Origin of the sequence: Thalassovita gelatinovora, assembly GCF_001458355.1 — a bacterium.
Lineage (GTDB): Bacteria > Pseudomonadota > Alphaproteobacteria > Rhodobacterales > Rhodobacteraceae > Thalassobius > Thalassobius gelatinovorus.
The window spans coordinates 145,473-162,003 of the sequence record NZ_CYSA01000015.1; the positions used below are offsets into that span (position 1 = coordinate 145,473).

The following is a 16,531-nucleotide window of genomic DNA, read 5'->3' on the forward strand; positions in this document are numbered from 1 at the left end:
CGAAAACTCCCCGTCCTGACAAGGGCGCGCCCTTGCAAAATCTGAACCAATCCGGGTTTCAAACCGGGCCGAACCGGGCCCGGTTCGGCGTGAATCTGCAGATTTCCTCAGGTTTCGGCAGGTTCTCGCGCATGGTGTTGCCGGCAACTTGATCCGGGGTCGGGAACCTGAAACCTATGCTGAGATTTTTATAATGGCAGGCGAGTGGCAGGATATGGCAGGCAACGGTTTTGTTGCGCGCAGCACGGGCGCGCTGGTTTCTTTTGCGATCTTTTTCATGGGCGCGACGGTCGCGCAGGCGGCAGTAACCTGCCCACAACCCCTCACCGCAGACATCCCGCAACGCGCCTCGCGCGCGCCCTCGGGCAGCGAAGTCATGTCGCAACTGCAAAAGGTCAGCGGCACCAAGCGCGATCACGAAGTGCTGGGGCAGGTTCTGGCTGGCAATATTCCCTCCTTCCTGCGGCAGCTGAAACCGGTTGAAATCACCGGCACCCGCAAAAATGGCGAAGAGGTCCGCGTCACCCTTTGCGTGATGCCGGAATATCTGGCCGTGGGCGATGACCGCGATTTCGTCCGGGTGCCGATGGGGCTGGCCGCCGCAGCACAGATCGCCAATGAAACCGGCTTCCTGTTGCCGACCACCAAGATGGTCGATGCGATTTACCATCAGGCCCGCGTTCATCTGGCGCCGCGGCCGATGAAACCCACCTCGCAAATGGAATCCACCGCCTATCTGCTGGAACATAATCACACGCTGGACACCCAGCGCGCACAGGAAAGCCGCGACATGGCGCAGCTGACCGCCGGTCAGAAAAAAGACATCGTGCTGACCAACCGGCTGCGGCAGAAACCGGGCCGGGTGGCGATTTATGGCTGGCACCGTCCCAACGGCAAACCGATCCAGCCGCTGAGCACCGTTCACGGCGCGGCCTATGCCGATTACAGCCATGGCGTCCGGCTGATCAGCCGCACCGCCTTCGTCAACGGCAAGGCGGAAGACCTGACCAAGCTGATACAGGACCGCGAACTGTCTTATATCGTCAGCAGCGAAGGCCCGATTTCCGATCCCCAGAACCTGCTGGCGCGGCAGTACTGAACCGCACTTTTTCGGGCAGAAAACAAAAACGCCAAGGGCTCAAAGGCCCTTGGCGTTTTGCGTTTCAGGGCCGCAGATCGTGGTTCAATCGATGGTTTTGCAGCAGCGGAAGCCAAGGTGATAATTTTCGTGGCTGGACGGGCTCATCACCCGCGTCCCATGCCAATACGGCGCACGCCAGCGGCACCAATCGGGATGGGCGCGGTATTTGTCCCAGATGAACCAGCTGCCTTTCATTTCGGTGACGCCCAGCTTGGTGCTGCCGGTGCTGGCCATCTGATCCGGTGCCATCGGCAGGTTCATATGTTCGGCCGCATTGCCATGCAGGTCATAGACCCCCAGCCCGCTGGTGCATTTGGAAAACGCGCCGGTCGGATAGGTGTTCGATCCGCAGCTATTATATCCGCCGCCACCGCAGGAAGCGCTTTTTTCGCTGTTCTGGGCACAGACCCCGCGTTGAAAGGCGGGGCCGTAAGCCCAGCTGGCGCTGGCGGCGTATTTGGAATTGTGGATGCTGCGCATCGCCGCGACGGAACCGGCCCCAAACGGATAATCGGGCGGTTCCAGCGCCCCGGCGCAGGCCCCTTCCCATTCATGCGCATCACAGATCCGCTTGCCGACGGCGGCGCACACCTCGGCGGCTTCCTTGGCCTTGGTCCAGACCACCGGATAGGTACAGGGAATGTTGGGGAATTCGAACATGTCGATACAGGCCTTGGCATCTTCGGGCCGTTCGCGGCGCGGATCGTAAAGCGGTGCCATATATCTGTCGCCGCAAATCCGGGTGTTGCGGGCGCTGTTATACTGGTTCACCCCGCCGGGAATGCGGGCACGGCAATCCTCGGGTGTCATCGGGTGCCGGGTGATCGCCGGATTGCCCTGCCCCATGAAACCCGACGTCGCAAAGATCTGTTTCACCCGCTGCAATTCGGCATCGCTGAGCCGGTGTTCGGATTTCAACTGTTTGAACAAAACCTCGTTGGCCTCTTGCAGGGCACCGGCCCGAGCGGGCGCGGTCAGGCTCAGCAAGGCGGCGAGGATCGCAAAGACAAACCGGGCAGTCATGGCTTGGGTTCCTTCCGGGTCAGGTAAAACAGGTCGCGGTTATCGGCAAACCCGATGAAGCGGGGGATGATGGTGCCGCCACGGGCCTTCTTTTCGATCAGCGACATGCCGGGCACCAGATGTTCGACATGCCGTTTGCCACCCTGCGCCACGTAAAGCGCCAGATAGGTATGTTCGAGCGCGTTCATATCCAGCAGCATGGCGTAATTGCAGCCATAGGCCTGAAACGTGCGCGCCATGGCCGATGGCGTGGCGGTCGAAAAATAGCCGTAAATCAGGTACCGGTGGCCATTTGCCTGCGCCATGCAGGCCCCGGCGCGCAAAGTCCGCAAATCGGCATCGGCCGATCCTGACCAGTTGCCCGGCCCCCATTGGGTCACCCGGTCGCCCGGCACCGGCTGGCCGGTGGCGGGATCGGTCACCACCAAGGGCACACCGTTTTGCCGGGCAAAGGTGATCTTGGGCAGCAGCGCATTATCGCTTTCCTGCCAGGTCTTCATCACGATGGTGCCATCGGTCAGCCGGTACAGCGTCGACAGGTCGGGCTGCAATTTGCTCAGCACCACGCCCTTTTCGATAAATCCGTAATGATGGCCCAGATGGGTACCCGCGTAATCACCGTATTTGAACGCACCATGCTGGCGTTTGAAGCCGCCGGTGAAGGTGGCCACCGCGCGGCTGGCGATGACCGGGTTGACCATGCCCAGCGTGACCAGCGGTTGCGCGGTGCTGATCCCATCCGGCCCGGGCAGGCCGCGCGGACGGACCGAAGAGGGGGGCCGCGAAGACCAACCCAGCGCCGGGTGATCTGTGCCCACCGCATAGCCGATGTCATAAAGCCCAAGATCGAAAGCAACCATATAGCCGGTGGCGCGGGATTCGACCCCGTCCAGCCGGTTGGCGCCGGGGGTGGCAAAAACACCGTCGCTGATCGCGCGCGGCTGAAACGCGCTGGCGAACACCCCTTCCAACCCGTCCACCGGATACCATTGCCCGATGGTCATCCGGCCCGGTTGCGCCCCCTTGAGACCGAAATCAAGCAAGGTGGAAATCACAGTCTGGTCTTCCGGGGCGCCGTTGCCCTGCATCGGGTTAGGGCCGGCATCGACGCCGCCCACCCCGCCGGTGCCCAGCGCATCGCTGGTTTCCAGCTGTGAATCCTTGTAAAAATTGTCACGCACGAAGCGCACGATGGTTTCGCCGCCCCAAACATTGTCGCGCAGAAAATCGGTCGCGGTTTCGATACTGGTCCGCGCCCCCGTCACCCGATTGCGCAAGAACAGCCCCCCGTCACAGATCGGCGCATAGGCCGTTCCGCTTTTGCGCGCGTCGGTCAGCGCCGCCGCACCGTCGGCCCACGGGGTGCAGATCGTTTCGCCCTTGGCGGTGGTGAGGAGAAGCGCCGGGGCAGTGCCCAAGCGCAAGGCAACGCTTTGGCTGTCGGGATCGGGGTTTTCGAGGTGAAATTCGATTGGCTTGCCGTCGGGACCATCGCGCAATTGCAACAGATACCACGCCCCGACCCCGGGATTGAGCGATATCAGCGTGACATGCTGGCCGGTTTCAGCATCCGTTGCCGCCACCGTGTCGCGGAACATCTGCAAATCGATCACGGATTTTGCCGCCACCGCGTCATAGGCTTCGCGTTGCCGGGTCAGCGTATCGGCATCCTGCGCCGCCGCTGCCCCGGCCAAGGCCGCTGCCGCCAATCCCATTGCGATCCGGTTCACCCTCACGCGCACCATCTCAGATCACCCAGCGCAGCATCGCCAGCGCGCCCTTTTTCCATGGCACCCGGTGGGTCACACCGGTTTGCGCCGAAATGCGGTCACGGTTGGACAGATACCATTCGTAATTTCGGATCAATGCTTCTTCATTGGAATGTTCAGGCCGGTATCCCAGCCTGTCCTTGGCCTTGTCGATGCTGACGAAACTGTCCTTGCCGGCGGTTTCGTAAATCCATTTGTACAGCGGCGACAGGTGCAGCGCCTCAAGCGCGCGCAACGTCCAGATCGCGGGGGCGGCGGGAAATCCGATGATACGCTTGCCGAATCCGGCCCGGTCCAGCACCGCCTGAAAGCTTTGCCGCAGGCTGCCGAAGCGTTCCGCGCCAATGTTGAACACATCATTGACCACCGCAGCGTCACCATGGGCACACAGGTAAACCGCCTGATTGAGGTCATCGACATCGAGAAGCTGATACAGGTTATCCCCCGATCCCAGCACCGGGAAACTGTGGCCGTCGGCTGCGAATTCATACAGCAGTTCGAACGCGCCAAGCCGTTCCGGCCCGACAAAGCTTTTGGGCCGCAGCACCGAAACGGTCAGCCCCTTGTCGCGGGCTTCGATGCAGACATGTTCCGCCTGGACCTTGGATTCGCCATAGGGGCCGACCCCGATCATGGCATCGTTTTCGGTCAGCGGATGATGGTCGGGAATACCGTAAACGGCGGTCGAGGAAATATGGATGAACCGGTCGATACCGCGGTCCCGCGCGGCGTCCAGCATGGTTCTTGTGCCGTCGACATTGGTGGAATGGATTTCCTCCGGTTCGGCCAGCGGCAAGGCGGCGGCGCAATGCACCACCACATCAATGCCGTCAAAGGCCGCATCGTGCAGGGACCGGTCGCGGACATCGCCGCGCAACTCCGATATCCGGTCTGCTTCGGGATAGCTGAAAGGCGCGATATCATAGCTGCGCACCTCGTGGCCCCGGTCCAGCAGGTAGCGTACCAGATTGATCCCCATGAAACCGGCACCGCCGGTCACAAGAAAGCGTTTCTTTTCCATACTATGCCTCTTCCGGCCAACGGTCGCCAGCGCCGCCGATCCTATTCGCGTGTTCATTGCATTCCAAGTTGGAACAAAGCCGCCCGGTCGAACATGATCTGCATCAAGGGATACCAGAACCCCGGTTGGTATTCCTTGGGACCGAGGATAACATCAACCAAACTCAGGCCCCCCGGCCCAATATCACAGCTTAACAGGCGCACCCCGAATGGAAATGACCCCTGCTTCCCCGCATCCGCAAAAGGTGCCGCTGATCGTGCATCTGGAAGGGGCCCTGTTGCGGACCGATCTTGGCTATGAAAGCTTCTGGGCCGCTTTGGGCCATGATGTGCCGGGAACGCTGCGGCATCTGGCGGCGGGCGGTGGGGTGCGGTCATTGGCCGGGATCGCCGCCCCGGCGGCTGACTATCTGCCTTTGCACGAAGATATCGTCGATCACGCCCGCGCGGCGGTCGCAGAAGGCCGCGAAGTGCATCTGGTAGCGAGCGCGGATCAGGCGCTGGTCGATGCCGTGGCGGCGCGGCTGGCCCTGCCGGGGCCGCATTTTGGGACCGAACCCGACCGTGACCTGAACGGCGCGGCGTTGGCCGCTTTCCTGTCCTCCCGGTTCGGGACGGGCGGGTTCGATTATATCGGTGGGCCCGATGAAGGCCCTGAAATCCCGGATCAGGCGCGACAACAGCAACCCGTCGATGTCGTCGAAGATGGCTGGACCTGGGCCGCTTTGCTGCGCGAATTGCGGCCACATCAATGGATCAAGAACATCCTGCTGTTCGTGCCATTGCTGGCGGCGCATCGATTTGAAGCGATGCCATTCGCGCAGGCGACGCTGGCTTTTGCGGGGTTCAGCTTGGGTGCGTCCGCGATCTATATCCTGAATGATCTTCTCGATCTGGACGGCGACCGCCACCACCCCGAAAAGCGCAACCGCCCAATCGCATCTGGGGCGTTGCCGATCCCAGTGGCGACCCGCGCCAGCGCGGCTTTGGTGCTGATATCGCTGAGCTTGGCGCTGCTGGTCAGCCCGGCGGTGGCGGCGTTGACCGCGCTATATATGACCGGCAGCCTGAGCTATTCCTTATGGCTGAAAAAATGGCGCTGGCTGGATGTCATCACCTTGGCCTGCCTGTTCCTGCTGCGGCTGCTGACCGGGGCCGTTGCGGTTCAGGTCGCGGTGCCATTGCCATTGCTGGCCTCTGCCTTCGCGGTTTTTTTCGTGCTGGCCTGCGTCAAGCGGATCACCGCGCTGAGCCGCCTGCATATCGATGGCCATTTGCCCCGGCGCGGCTATCGGCCCTCCGATCTGCGTTGGCTTGAATGGGCGTCTTACGTCGTAATTCCGGTGTCGGCAGGGCTATTTCTGTCCTATGTTTTCGGCCCCGAGGCAGCGCTGCTTTACAACTATCAGTCGCTGTTGGCGGTTGTGGCCGTGCCGATGGTGGTCTGGCTGTTTCGCGTGGTCCGACTCAGCCTGCACGGGCTGGAAGATTTCGACCCGCTGCGCTTCGTGCTGCACGACCGTATCGGCATGTCGATCATTCTGGCCGCGCTTATCCTGGTGATGTTGTCCGCCTGACCCGGATCAGCGCGGTCCGGGGACGTTGGAAAACACGAACCTGCGGTCGAGATTGTATTTCACCAGATACCCGATGCTCAGGCCCATCACCGCACCGGTTTCGCGCATTGCGTCGGTTTTCCACACCAACCAGAACGCGGTTTCGCTGCCCCAGAACAGCAATGTCGTGCCGATCCCGGTGAAGGTATACAGCAGGAACTTGCGCCCCTCTTCACCGGCGGGCCGCGCCGCATCGTAGAAAATCCACCGCTTGTCGAGCAGGTATTTGGCGATCAATCCCGATCCCGTCCCCGCGATCATCGCCGGGAAAAACCATGCCGCGTTGATCCAGAACACCCCGCGCTGCGCCGCCAGATTGATCAGCGTCGCCACAATGGCGAAGCCGGCATAACGGATAACAAGCGTCGACATGTTCACGGTCGCGTCCCCCTTGGCATGTCATGAAAGCTGACCGCAGGCTTTGCAAGGGTGAATTCGACACCGCATTGCGCAGGTTGTCAGTCGCGCGGCCCGTGTTAGGTTGACGCCAAACCGATACAGGAGGTGAGATATGAAACTGACATGGTTGGGCCATTCCGGATTCCGCATGGAAATCGCCGATCAGGTGCTGCTGGTCGATCCCTGGCTCAGCGGCAATCCGATGTTTCCCGAAACCAGCCGCGCCGACGCCATTCGCGGCGCGACGGCGATTCTGGTAAGCCACGGCCATGGCGACCATTCCGCCGACGCCTTGGCGATTTCCAGGGAATTGGATATTCCCGTCGTCGGTATCTATGATTTGATGAGCTTCTGGGAAACCAGCGAAGATGCCAAGGTGATCGGCTTCAACAAGGGCGGCACGATCCGTCTGGGCGAGGTCGCGGTCACCATGGTGAATGCGTCTCATTCTTCATCGATTGGCGGCGAAAACGGGCCGGTCTATGCCGGAACCGAATCGGGTTTCATGATCGCCGGGGGTGGCCATGTGATTTATTTCACCGGCGATACCGACGTGATGGCGGATATGAAGATCTTCAACGATCTGCACGCGCCTGATATCGGCATCCTCTGCGCAGGCGGTCATTTCACCATGGATATGAAACGCGCGGCCTATGCGGCGAAAACCTTCTTTGATTTCAAGACGGTGATCCCGTGCCATTACCGCACTTTCCCGATTTTGGAACAATCGGCAGCGGTGCTGGCCGATGCTTTGCCCGGCGTCGACGTTGTGGAACCGCAGGTGATGGACCCAATCACGCTTTGAATGGTCGCCCTACCGGCGCGCAGCAAAGAAATCCTTCAACAGCGCCTCGGATGCCTGCGCGTCGATCCCGTCATAGACTTCGGGCACATGATGGCATTGGCTGTGGCTGAAGATGCGCGGGCCATGCGCCACGCCGCCGCTTTTGGGGTCTGCCGCGCCGTAATACAGCCGTGCGATCCGCGCCGCTGAAAGCGCGGTGGCGCACATCGGGCAAGGTTCCAGCGTCACGTAAAGATCATGCCCCGGCAAGCGTTCGCTGCCTGCGGCGGCGCAACCGGCGCGGATCACCAGAATTTCGGCATGGGCGGTGGGATCGTTCAATTCGCGCGTGCGATTGCCCGCCCGTGCCACCACCGTCCCGTCAGGCGAAACCAGCACCGCGCCGACCGGCACTTCGCCACGACCGGCCGCGGCGCGCGCCTCGTCCAGCGCGATATCCATGAAACTGCGAAAAACCATACCCTTCCTTGCCCCGCGATCGGTGCTTTCGCAATGGCGAATTTTGCGCTAAGCCTCGGCCTTCGCATTCCGAAAAGGTTCGCCCATGTCCGACACGCCCCCCGCAGGAGAACGCATCGCCAAGGTCATCGCCCGCGCCGGGGTGGCCAGCCGGCGCGAAGCCGAGAAGCTGATCGCGGACGGTCGGGTAACGGTGAATGGCAAACAGATCGACAGCCCGGCGCTGAACGTCACCCCAAAGGACAAGGTGGAGGTGAACGGCAAACCGCTTGATGCACCGGAACCGGCGCGCCTTTGGCTGTATCACAAACCGACCGGGTTGGTGACCAGCCACAAGGACGAACAGGGCCGGTCGACGATTTATGACAAACTGCCCGAAGACCTGCCCCGGGTGATGAGCGTCGGACGGCTTGACCTGAATTCCGAAGGTCTGCTGCTGCTGACCAATGACGGGGAACTCAAGCGCAAGCTGGAACTGCCCTCGACCGGCTGGCTGCGCAAATACCGGGTCCGGGTCAAGGGCAACGTGCGGGACGAAATCTTGGAACCGCTGCGTAAGGGGCTCAATGTCGAAGGCGAAAGATTCCAGCCGATGATCGTCAGTTTCGACCGGCAGCAAGGTGCCAATGCCTGGCTGACCGTGGGACTGCGCGAAGGCAAGAACCGCGAAATCCGCCGCGCGATGGAAGCCGTCGGGTTGGTGGTGAACCGGCTGATCCGGGTGTCTTACGGGCCGTTCCAGCTTGGTCAACTGAAACAGGGTGCGGTCGAAGAATTGCGCCGCAAGGTGCTGCGCGATCAATTGGGTCTGGACCCGGCGGAACCGGAACAGCCGCAACACCCCCAGCAACCGCGCGGGCGTGGCCCGCAAATCAAGCGCGGTGGAGCCGAAAAACGAACCGATAGCGGCAAGCCCGGCACAAGCAAAAAGCCCGGCCTGCGTGGTCGGCCCGGTGCGGGCGGCAAACCCGGCGCGGGCGGCAAACCCCGTGCGGGGGACTGGCCCGATGCAGGTGGCCGCCCCGGCGCGGAGCGCGGCAAAAAGCCGGGCCAGCGCAAACCAAACGCCTCAAAGGGCAGGAAACCCGGCGGCGGGTCGCCGAAACGCTAAACCAACGGTCCGGTGCGGACCAAAACCACCGGGCCCGCGCCGGGGCAGATTATTCGCCTGCCCTAGCGTCATCCCGGCGTGACATCTTTGCTGCAATCTTCCCCCTAGCAAATGCGCCCCGCCCCGCTTACCCTTTGCATGACCTGTTCTTTTTTACGCGAGGCGCTGCATGTCTGGCACCGGATTACAAAAACTGGCTTTTATTCTGCTTGTGTTCCTGACGCTCTACGTGACCATCGCAGGTGGCATGTGATGGCCCAACGGTATGGCGGCAAATTCAGCCCCGATGGGAAAAGCACCGATTCCACCACCGCGCCGGGGGCCTATCGCGACGCAAAACGCACCCGCGCCGGGGGCCGGGTCAACCTGCTGTTCCTCACCCCGCTGCCGCTGATCTGGAAAGCCTTCACCTCGGACCCGGTGACGATGGCGCAATATCTGGGCGCGCTTGGCCTGATGATTCTGGCCGCATGGCTGACCCGCGAAGGCCTGTTGGCGCAAGAAAGCTATGAGGCGCGCAAAATCGCCCGGCGTCCGGCCTTGCCGCGCAAAATGATCGGATCGGTCCTGACCGGGCTGGGGTTGGGTTTGGCCGGATTCACCGGCTTCGGTTTGGTCGAGGCGGGCATTTTCGCCGTTCTCGGCACCGTGCTGCATGGCTTGGCCTTTGGGCTGGACCCGCTGACCGACAAGGGCATGGAAGGCATCGATACCTTTCAAACCGACCGGGTGGCGCGTGCCGTGGAAGAAGCCGAAAAACATCTGGCCGCTATGACCGACGCGATGAAACGCGCCGGCGACCGCGATGCGGCGGCCCGGCTGGACCGGTTTCAGACCGCCGCCCGCGATCTGTTCCGCACCGTCGAGGAAGATCCCCGCGATCTGACCGCAGCGCGCAAATTCATGTCGGTCTATTTAATGGGCGCACGCGACGCGACGGTCAAATTCGCCGATATCTACGGCCGGTCGCGCGATGCGCAGGCCAAGACGGATTACATGGCATTGCTTGACGATCTTGAGCAAAACTTCGCCGCCCGCACAGAAAAAATGTTGCTGGATGACCGCAGCGATCTGAATATCGAGATCGAAGTCTTGCGGGACCGGCTGAAACGAGAAGGCATTCGAGCGGAGTAGCCGCTAAATGCATTGGTATCGAAGGGGAAACCTATGTCTCAAACCATTCAGCAGAAAGCCGCAGCCGATCTGGCTATGGTGGAAGAAGTCACTGCCGTTATCCTGCCGGAACCGGTAAAGGCCGAAGCGGTCGTCGCTTTGGACGCAGCAGACGCGCCGTTGGGGGCGGAAATCCGGTCCCGGATGGACGAATTGGATATGTCGGATACCAATTCCATCGTGTCGTTCGGTTCGGGCGCACAGGCCGAATTGCAGGAAATCAGCCAAGCGATGCTAAGCGATGTGCGCAACAAGGATGTCGGCCCCGCCGGTGACAGCCTGCGCGACATCGTCACCACGATTCGCGGGTTTTCGATCAGCGAACTGGATGTACGGCGCAAGCGCAGCTTTTGGGAAAAGCTGCTGGGCCGGGCCGCACCTTTCGCCAAATTCACCGCCCGCTTTGAAACCGTGCAGGGCCAGATCGATCAGATCACCGACAACCTGCTGAAACACGAACATATCCTGCTCAAAGATATCAAATCGCTGGATATGCTGTATGAAAAGACCTTGGCTTTTTACGACGAACTGGCGCTGTATATCGCAGCAGGCGAAGCCAAGCTGAAAGACCTCGATGAAACTGCGATCCCGGCCAAGGAAGCCGAGGTTCAGGCCGCCCCCGAAAACGATCAGGTGATGGCAGCACAGGAACTGCGCGACATGCGCGCGGCGCGCGACGATCTGGAACGCCGGGTGCATGATCTGAAACTGACCCGTCAGGTCACCATGCAATCGCTGCCCTCGATCCGGTTGGTGCAGGAAAACGACAAATCGCTGGTCACCAAGATCAATTCGACCTTGGTGAACACCGTGCCGCTGTGGGAAACTCAACTGGCCCAGGCGCTGACCATTCAGCGCAGCTCCGAAGCCGCCGCCGCAGTGCGCGAAGCCAATGACCTGACCAATGAATTGCTGACCTCTAACGCGGCCAATCTGCGCGAAAGCAACAAGATGATCCGCGAAGAAATGGAACGCGGCGTGTTTGACATCGAAGCGGTGAAGCAGGCCAATGCCGATCTGGTCGCCACCATCAATGAAAGCCTGGCGATTGCGGACGAAGGCAAGGCGCGCCGCGCCGCCGCAGAGGACGAGTTGAAGAAAATGGAAGCAGAATTGCGCGACACGCTGGCATCGGCTAAGGCCCGCAAAACCGGGTTGGGCGACACTGCGGGCACTGCCGTGCCGTCAAGTTAAGATCGGAATGCCATTGCGACGCAAAATCGGACTGACCCTTGCCGGTGGCTTGTGCCTGCTGGCCGCCGCCTGCACCCCTTTGGGGGGGCCGCGGTCAAGCCTGCCGCCACAGGCCCGCCCGGCGGGTCTGGCCCGGCCCGATCCTGCGGATGCTTCGGGCCGCAGCCGCGAATTGGCGGCCTATTTCAGCAAGGTGCAGGCCGATCTTCTGGCGCAGGGGCTGCTGCGAACCGATGGTGGCGGACCGGACACGCCGTTTACCGCCACCGATCTGGCCCGCAATTTCGAAACCATCGCGTTTTACGACGAATACGAACGCGGCGCCGGGCTGCGCAATGCTCATAGCGGGCCGGGTTTTCTGCGCCGCTGGAGCATCCCTGTCCGGTTTGGTGTCGAATTCGGGGCCTCGGTGCCGCAGGCACAGCGTGTTTCCGACCGGTCCAATGTTCAGGTCTATGCCGCCCGGTTGTCCCGGGTCACCGGTCATCCGGTATCGGTGATGGGCAGCAAGGCCAATTTCCACGTGTTATTCATGGGCGAAGACGACCGCGCCCAGATGCTGACCCGGGTGCAACAGATCGTGCCCAATATCAATCCTGCCTCGATGCAGATTCTGCGCGATATCCCGCGTTCGATCCATTGTCTGGTGATCGCGTTTTCGGCCACCGGAAATGACAGCGATTACCGTCAGGCAATCGCGCTGGTACGGGCCGAACATCCCGATCTGCTGCGCAAATCCTGCATTCACGAAGAACTGGCGCAGGGGCTGGGCCTGGCCAATGACAGTCCCCATGCGCGGCCGTCGATTTTCAACGATGACGACGAATTCGCGTTGCTGACCACGCATGACGAAATGCTGCTGAAAATACTCTACGATCCGCGCCTGCGCCCCGGCATGACGCTGCGCCAGGCCCGGCCGATCATCCGCCAGATCGCAGAGGACCTGACCGGCGGCAGAAGCTGAACAAACAGGCCCACAGGGTCTAGAAACGATTTTGCAGGCGGCTATAGTCGCCCTGCGCGCATGAAGGAGGTTTCCATGGGCATTTTCGATTTTCTCACCGGCGAATTCATCGATGTCATTCACTGGGTCGACGATACCCGCGACACGATGGTGTGGCGGTTTGCACGCGAAGGGCACGAAATCAAATACGGTGCCAAGCTGACCGTGCGCGAAGGTCAGGCGGCGGTATTCGTCCACGAAGGCCAGTTGGCCGATGTGTTCACCCCCGGCCTTTACATGCTGGAAACCAACAACATGCCGATCCTGACGACGTTGCAGCATTGGGATCACGGGTTCCAGTCGCCGTTCAAGTCGGAAATCTATTTCGTCAACACCACCCGGTTCAACGACCTGAAATGGGGCACCAAGAACCCGATCATCTGCCGTGACCCGGAATTCGGCCCGGTGCGGATTCGCGCCTTTGGCACCTATTCGGCGCGGGTCACCGACCCGGCCCGGTTCCTGACCGAAATCGTTGGCACCGATGGTGAATTCACCATGGATGAAATCAGCTATCAGATCCGCAACATCATCGTGCAGGAATTTTCCCGCGTGGTGGCGTCCTCGGGCATTCCGGTGCTGGACATGGCCGCCAATACCGCCGATCTGGGCAAGCTGATCGCGGCGGAAATCAGCGGCACGTTGGCCGAATACGGCCTGACGATGCCCGAACTTTATATCGAAAATATCAGCCTGCCACCGGCGGTTGAAGACGCGCTGGACAAGCGGACCTCGATGGGGTTGGCGGGCGATCTGGGCAAATTCACCCAATATTCCGCTGCCGAAGCCATGACTGCTGCGGCGCAAAACCCCGGTTCCAACATGGGTGCCGGGCTGGGCATGGGAATGGGCATGGCGATGGCACAGCAGATGGCGGGCCAGGGCCCTTGGGGACCACGCCCACAAACCGCAGCACCGCAACCTGCCCCGCAAGCCATTATCGCCCCACCGCCGCCGCCGGTCGAACATGTCTGGCATATCGCCGAAAATGGCGAAACCAAGGGGCCGTTTTCCAAGGCATCGATGGGTCGGATGGCCAGCGCGGGCGATCTCACCCGCGACAGCTATGTCTGGACCGCCGGGCAGGACGGCTGGAAAAAAGCCGCTGACGTGATCGAGTTGGCGCAGCTTTTCACCATCTTGCCGCCGCCGCCACCCGGCGCGTAAAACCGCGCCCGTCGGGTGACCAAAGACCGGCCCTATTGCCGGTTTCCCGGGGCAGTTGGCACGGGATATGAACCGCTGTTGCGGGTGGGCGATGTCACGCAGCCCGCAACAGCGAACCGGAACCGGGATTGAACTGACACGACTTCCTGCTATTTAATACAGTGCCGGAGGCATGGAAAAACTTCATGATTCAATATTCATTGAAATGCGCACAAGAACACCGGTTCGACAGCTGGTTCCAATCGGCCGAAGCCTTTGACAAGCTTAAATCTGCCGGGATGATCACTTGTGCCGTCTGCGGCTCGAGCGATGTGGAAAAAGCCATCATGGCCCCACGCGTCCGCCCCAGCCGCAATAGCCCAAGCGCCCAGCCTGATGCCCCTTCCGCCCCCGCGCCCGACGCCACCCCTGGTCCCAGCCTCAGCGCACCAGCCAGCCCGGCCGAACAAGCGCTTGCCGAAATGAAGCGCAAGATCGAACAGAATTCCGAATATGTCGGCAACAAGTTCGTCCGCGAAGCCCGCGCCATGCATAGCGGCGACGCGCCGGAACGGGCGATCTATGGCGAAGCGCGGGTCGACGAAGCCAAACAGCTGATCGATGACGGGGTGCCGGTGATCCCGTTGAATTTCGTTCCCGGTCGCAAAACAAACTGACCCCAGCCAAGAGGTGCTAAAATGCATATTGTAATCACCGGTGCCAACCGGGGAATCGGGAACAGCCTGTATCGCGGCTATCAAGATCGCGGCGACGATGTGACCGGCACCGCGCGGTCCGGCGACGGCTTCGTGCCGCTTGACGTGACCCAGCCGGATCAATTCGCCCCTCTGGCAAAGGCGCTGGATGGCAAACCGGTGGATTTGCTGATCTGCAATGCCGGGGTTTATCTGGACAAGGGCCAATCACTGGCCGATGGCTATCCGCCGGACATGTGGGCCAAAAGCTTTGCCACGAATGTCACCGGCGTGTTTCTGACGGTCCAGTCCCTGCTGCCCAATCTTCAGGCCAGCAATAGTGCCAAGATCGCGATCATTTCGTCGCAGATGGCGTCGCAGACCCGCGCACCGGGGGGCAGCTATATCTACCGTGCCTCCAAAGCGGCGGCACTGAACCTTGGCCGCAACTTGGCCGTGGATCTGAAAGGGTTCGATATTGCCGTGGGCATCTATCATCCGGGTTGGGTGCAGACCGATATGGGCGGGCAATCGGCCGATATCACGGTCGATCAGGCCGCAGGCGGCCTGATGGCACGGTTTGATGAACTGGGCCCCGACAGCAGCGGGTGTTTTCGCACTTGGGATGGTCAGGACCACGCGTTTTGAACCCAAGCCTGATCACCTTCGCGGGGCTTCCCGGTACCGGCAAAAGCACCATCGCCCGGCATCTGGCCCCGCGCCTGCCTGCGGTGTGGCTGAGGATCGACGTGATCGAACAATGTCTGCGCGAAACCCAACCCGAACGTGATGACCTGGGCGCGGATGGCTATAAAATCGCCGCCGCCGTCGCCGAAAGCAACTTGGTCGCCGGCCACTACGTGATCGCCGACAGCGTCAATCCTGTTGCGCTGACCCGCGACATCTGGAGCGCCATCGCAGCTGCCGCCGAAGTGCCGCAACTGCGTGTGGAAGTCGTCTGTTCGGATGATGACAAACACCGCCACCGGGTGCAGAACCGCCGCCCCGATATCACCGGGTTGGACCTCCCCGATTGGCAAGGCGTGCTGAGCCGTGAATATCATCCCTGGGCCGAGGCCGATTTGCGGATCGACACCGCGCAATTGTCGCCCGACCAAGCGGTAGAGGCGATTGTCGCAGCGCTGGAATAATGTCCCGGCGCAAAGCGGCCACAGGCGGACAGAATTCAGCCCAAAGAACAGGTCTCGCTGGTCCTATTGATCGGCTGCGGCCAACCAATCATCGACCAGCGCCGCAAGTGCAGGCCAGTCGGTGTATTCCTTATCGGCGTCCAGATCGGCCCCCGGGTCCTTGGCGGCAAGAATACGGCGCATGATGTAGCGCCGGAATACGTCATATTGCGACGGTTTATAGGCTCCTGCGATCTGTTCGACCCGGCCCGGATGCCATCCTGTCGCCGCACAGAAATCGGCTTCGATGTGATCCAGATCCCGCCATTCCTCGGCGTCATGCCCCGCAGCGGCAAGCGACACAGACAGAAACAGCGTCGGCAGGGTGCGCAGGTTTTCGGCCTCTTGGGACAGGAAATCCACCAACGCCCGCGGATAATGCCCGGCATGGATCGGCGCGGCGATGATCATCCGGTCGAAGCGGCTGAAATCCGTACCAACCGCGTCGGATACCGGCAACAGTTCGACCGACTGTCCGGAATCGGCGATACGATCCATGATCGTGCGCGCGATCTTGCGTGTCTGCCCTTCGCTGGACGCATAGACGATCAGTAGTTTCATGGCCTTCCCCCTGATATTGCATCACGTTTCTGCGACTGATGGGACCGTACGAATCGGCATCGACGCTCTCCGCCTGCCCGGCCCCTGATATGCGTTAAAACAGCCACACCGTCCTTGATGCCGGTCAATGTAGACAGAAAACGACTGGCGGAATTGTTCCTTCATTTCGCAATCAAATCGCAGCCCCCGGTCTCCCCTGCCCTGCGCTAATTCCCTTGCCCTCGAC

The 16,531-nt window shown here is 61.2% G+C and carries 17 protein-coding genes; 11 read left to right on the forward strand and 6 right to left on the reverse strand.

Features of this window, described 5'->3' with window-relative positions; genetic code table 11:
• The first annotated feature begins 193 nt into the window (after positions 1 to 193).
• Positions 194 to 1,099 (forward strand): hypothetical protein, encoded by a 906-nt coding sequence (locus TG4357_RS05520; RefSeq protein WP_058261869.1) that lies wholly within the window; start codon positions 194 to 196, stop codon positions 1,097 to 1,099.
• Between the two features lie 84 nt (positions 1,100 to 1,183).
• Here the strand turns inward: TG4357_RS05520 and TG4357_RS05525 are convergent, their stop codons facing one another.
• The 3 genes from TG4357_RS05525 to TG4357_RS05535 are packed head-to-tail and all read right to left on the reverse strand — an operon-like array spanning position 1,184 to position 4,954.
• Positions 1,184 to 2,164 (reverse strand): SUMF1/EgtB/PvdO family nonheme iron enzyme, encoded by a 981-nt coding sequence (locus TG4357_RS05525; protein WP_058261870.1) that lies wholly within the window; start codon positions 2,162 to 2,164, stop codon positions 1,184 to 1,186.
• Positions 2,161 to 3,909, reverse strand: a complete 1,749-nt coding sequence (locus tag TG4357_RS05530) for a hypothetical protein (protein WP_058261871.1) — start codon at positions 3,907 to 3,909, stop codon at positions 2,161 to 2,163. Before TG4357_RS05530 ends, TG4357_RS05525 begins: the two co-directional genes overlap by 4 nt.
• 1 nt (position 3,910) lies before the next feature.
• Entirely contained in the window at positions 3,911 to 4,954 is a 1,044-nt protein-coding gene (locus TG4357_RS05535; protein WP_058261872.1) for an NAD-dependent epimerase/dehydratase family protein, read from the reverse strand.
• 208 nt (positions 4,955 to 5,162) lie between these two features.
• On the opposite strand from TG4357_RS05535, the gene TG4357_RS05540 reads away from it, so the two are divergent.
• Entirely contained in the window at positions 5,163 to 6,530 is a 1,368-nt protein-coding gene (locus TG4357_RS05540) for a UbiA family prenyltransferase (RefSeq protein WP_058261873.1), read from the forward strand.
• A 6-nt stretch (positions 6,531 to 6,536) separates the two neighbouring features.
• Here the strand turns inward: TG4357_RS05540 and TG4357_RS05545 are convergent, their stop codons facing one another.
• The gene (locus tag TG4357_RS05545) at positions 6,537 to 6,941 is read right to left on the reverse strand and encodes a GtrA family protein (protein ID WP_306345477.1); all 405 of its coding nucleotides are present in this window, start codon (positions 6,939 to 6,941) and stop codon (positions 6,537 to 6,539) included.
• A gap of 139 nt (positions 6,942 to 7,080) precedes the next feature.
• Here TG4357_RS05545 and TG4357_RS05550 point away from each other — a divergent pair, with 139 nt between their 5' ends.
• Positions 7,081 to 7,773, forward strand: coding sequence for a metal-dependent hydrolase (locus tag TG4357_RS05550; RefSeq protein WP_058261875.1), 693 nt, complete (start codon positions 7,081 to 7,083; stop codon positions 7,771 to 7,773).
• A 9-nt stretch (positions 7,774 to 7,782) separates the two neighbouring features.
• On the opposite strand, the gene TG4357_RS05555 is transcribed toward TG4357_RS05550, so the two are convergent.
• Entirely contained in the window at positions 7,783 to 8,232 is a 450-nt protein-coding gene (locus tag TG4357_RS05555; protein ID WP_058261876.1) for a nucleoside deaminase, read from the reverse strand.
• An 85-nt stretch (positions 8,233 to 8,317) separates the two neighbouring features.
• On the opposite strand from TG4357_RS05555, the gene TG4357_RS05560 reads away from it, so the two are divergent.
• The 8 genes from TG4357_RS05560 (at position 8,318) to TG4357_RS05595 (ending at position 15,705) form a co-directional block, all read left to right on the forward strand.
• On the forward strand, positions 8,318 to 9,343 hold the full coding sequence (locus TG4357_RS05560) for a pseudouridine synthase (RefSeq protein ID WP_058261877.1): 1,026 nt from the start codon (positions 8,318 to 8,320) through the stop codon (positions 9,341 to 9,343).
• 252 nt (positions 9,344 to 9,595) lie between these two features.
• Positions 9,596 to 10,477, forward strand: coding sequence for a 5-bromo-4-chloroindolyl phosphate hydrolysis family protein (locus tag TG4357_RS05565; RefSeq protein WP_058261878.1), 882 nt, complete (start codon positions 9,596 to 9,598; stop codon positions 10,475 to 10,477).
• Between the two features lie 33 nt (positions 10,478 to 10,510).
• A complete protein-coding gene (locus TG4357_RS05570; RefSeq protein WP_058261879.1) occupies positions 10,511 to 11,710 on the forward strand; it encodes a toxic anion resistance protein in 1,200 nt (399 codons plus the stop codon).
• Between the two features lie 7 nt (positions 11,711 to 11,717).
• Entirely contained in the window at positions 11,718 to 12,674 is a 957-nt protein-coding gene (locus tag TG4357_RS05575; RefSeq protein WP_058261880.1) for a DUF2927 domain-containing protein, read from the forward strand.
• 75 nt (positions 12,675 to 12,749) lie between these two features.
• The gene (locus TG4357_RS05580; protein WP_058261881.1) at positions 12,750 to 13,880 is read left to right on the forward strand and encodes an SPFH domain-containing protein; all 1,131 of its coding nucleotides are present in this window, start codon (positions 12,750 to 12,752) and stop codon (positions 13,878 to 13,880) included.
• Positions 13,881 to 14,065: 185 nt separating this feature from the next.
• Entirely contained in the window at positions 14,066 to 14,536 is a 471-nt protein-coding gene (locus TG4357_RS05585; protein ID WP_058261882.1) for a DUF1178 family protein, read from the forward strand.
• A 21-nt stretch (positions 14,537 to 14,557) separates the two neighbouring features.
• Complete coding sequence (locus TG4357_RS05590; protein ID WP_058261883.1) at positions 14,558 to 15,202, forward strand: SDR family NAD(P)-dependent oxidoreductase; 645 nt, start codon at positions 14,558 to 14,560, stop codon at positions 15,200 to 15,202.
• Positions 15,199 to 15,705 carry a P-loop nucleotide/nucleoside kinase family protein gene (locus tag TG4357_RS05595; RefSeq protein ID WP_199484627.1) on the forward strand — a complete coding sequence of 169 codons (507 nt, stop codon included), beginning with the start codon at positions 15,199 to 15,201 and terminating at the stop codon, positions 15,703 to 15,705. Before TG4357_RS05590 ends, TG4357_RS05595 begins: the two co-directional genes overlap by 4 nt.
• Before the next feature lie 63 nt (positions 15,706 to 15,768).
• On the opposite strand, the gene TG4357_RS05600 is transcribed toward TG4357_RS05595, so the two are convergent.
• On the reverse strand, positions 15,769 to 16,305 hold the full coding sequence (locus TG4357_RS05600; RefSeq protein ID WP_058261884.1) for a flavodoxin domain-containing protein: 537 nt from the start codon (positions 16,303 to 16,305) through the stop codon (positions 15,769 to 15,771).
• Positions 16,306 to 16,531 lie beyond the last annotated feature (226 nt).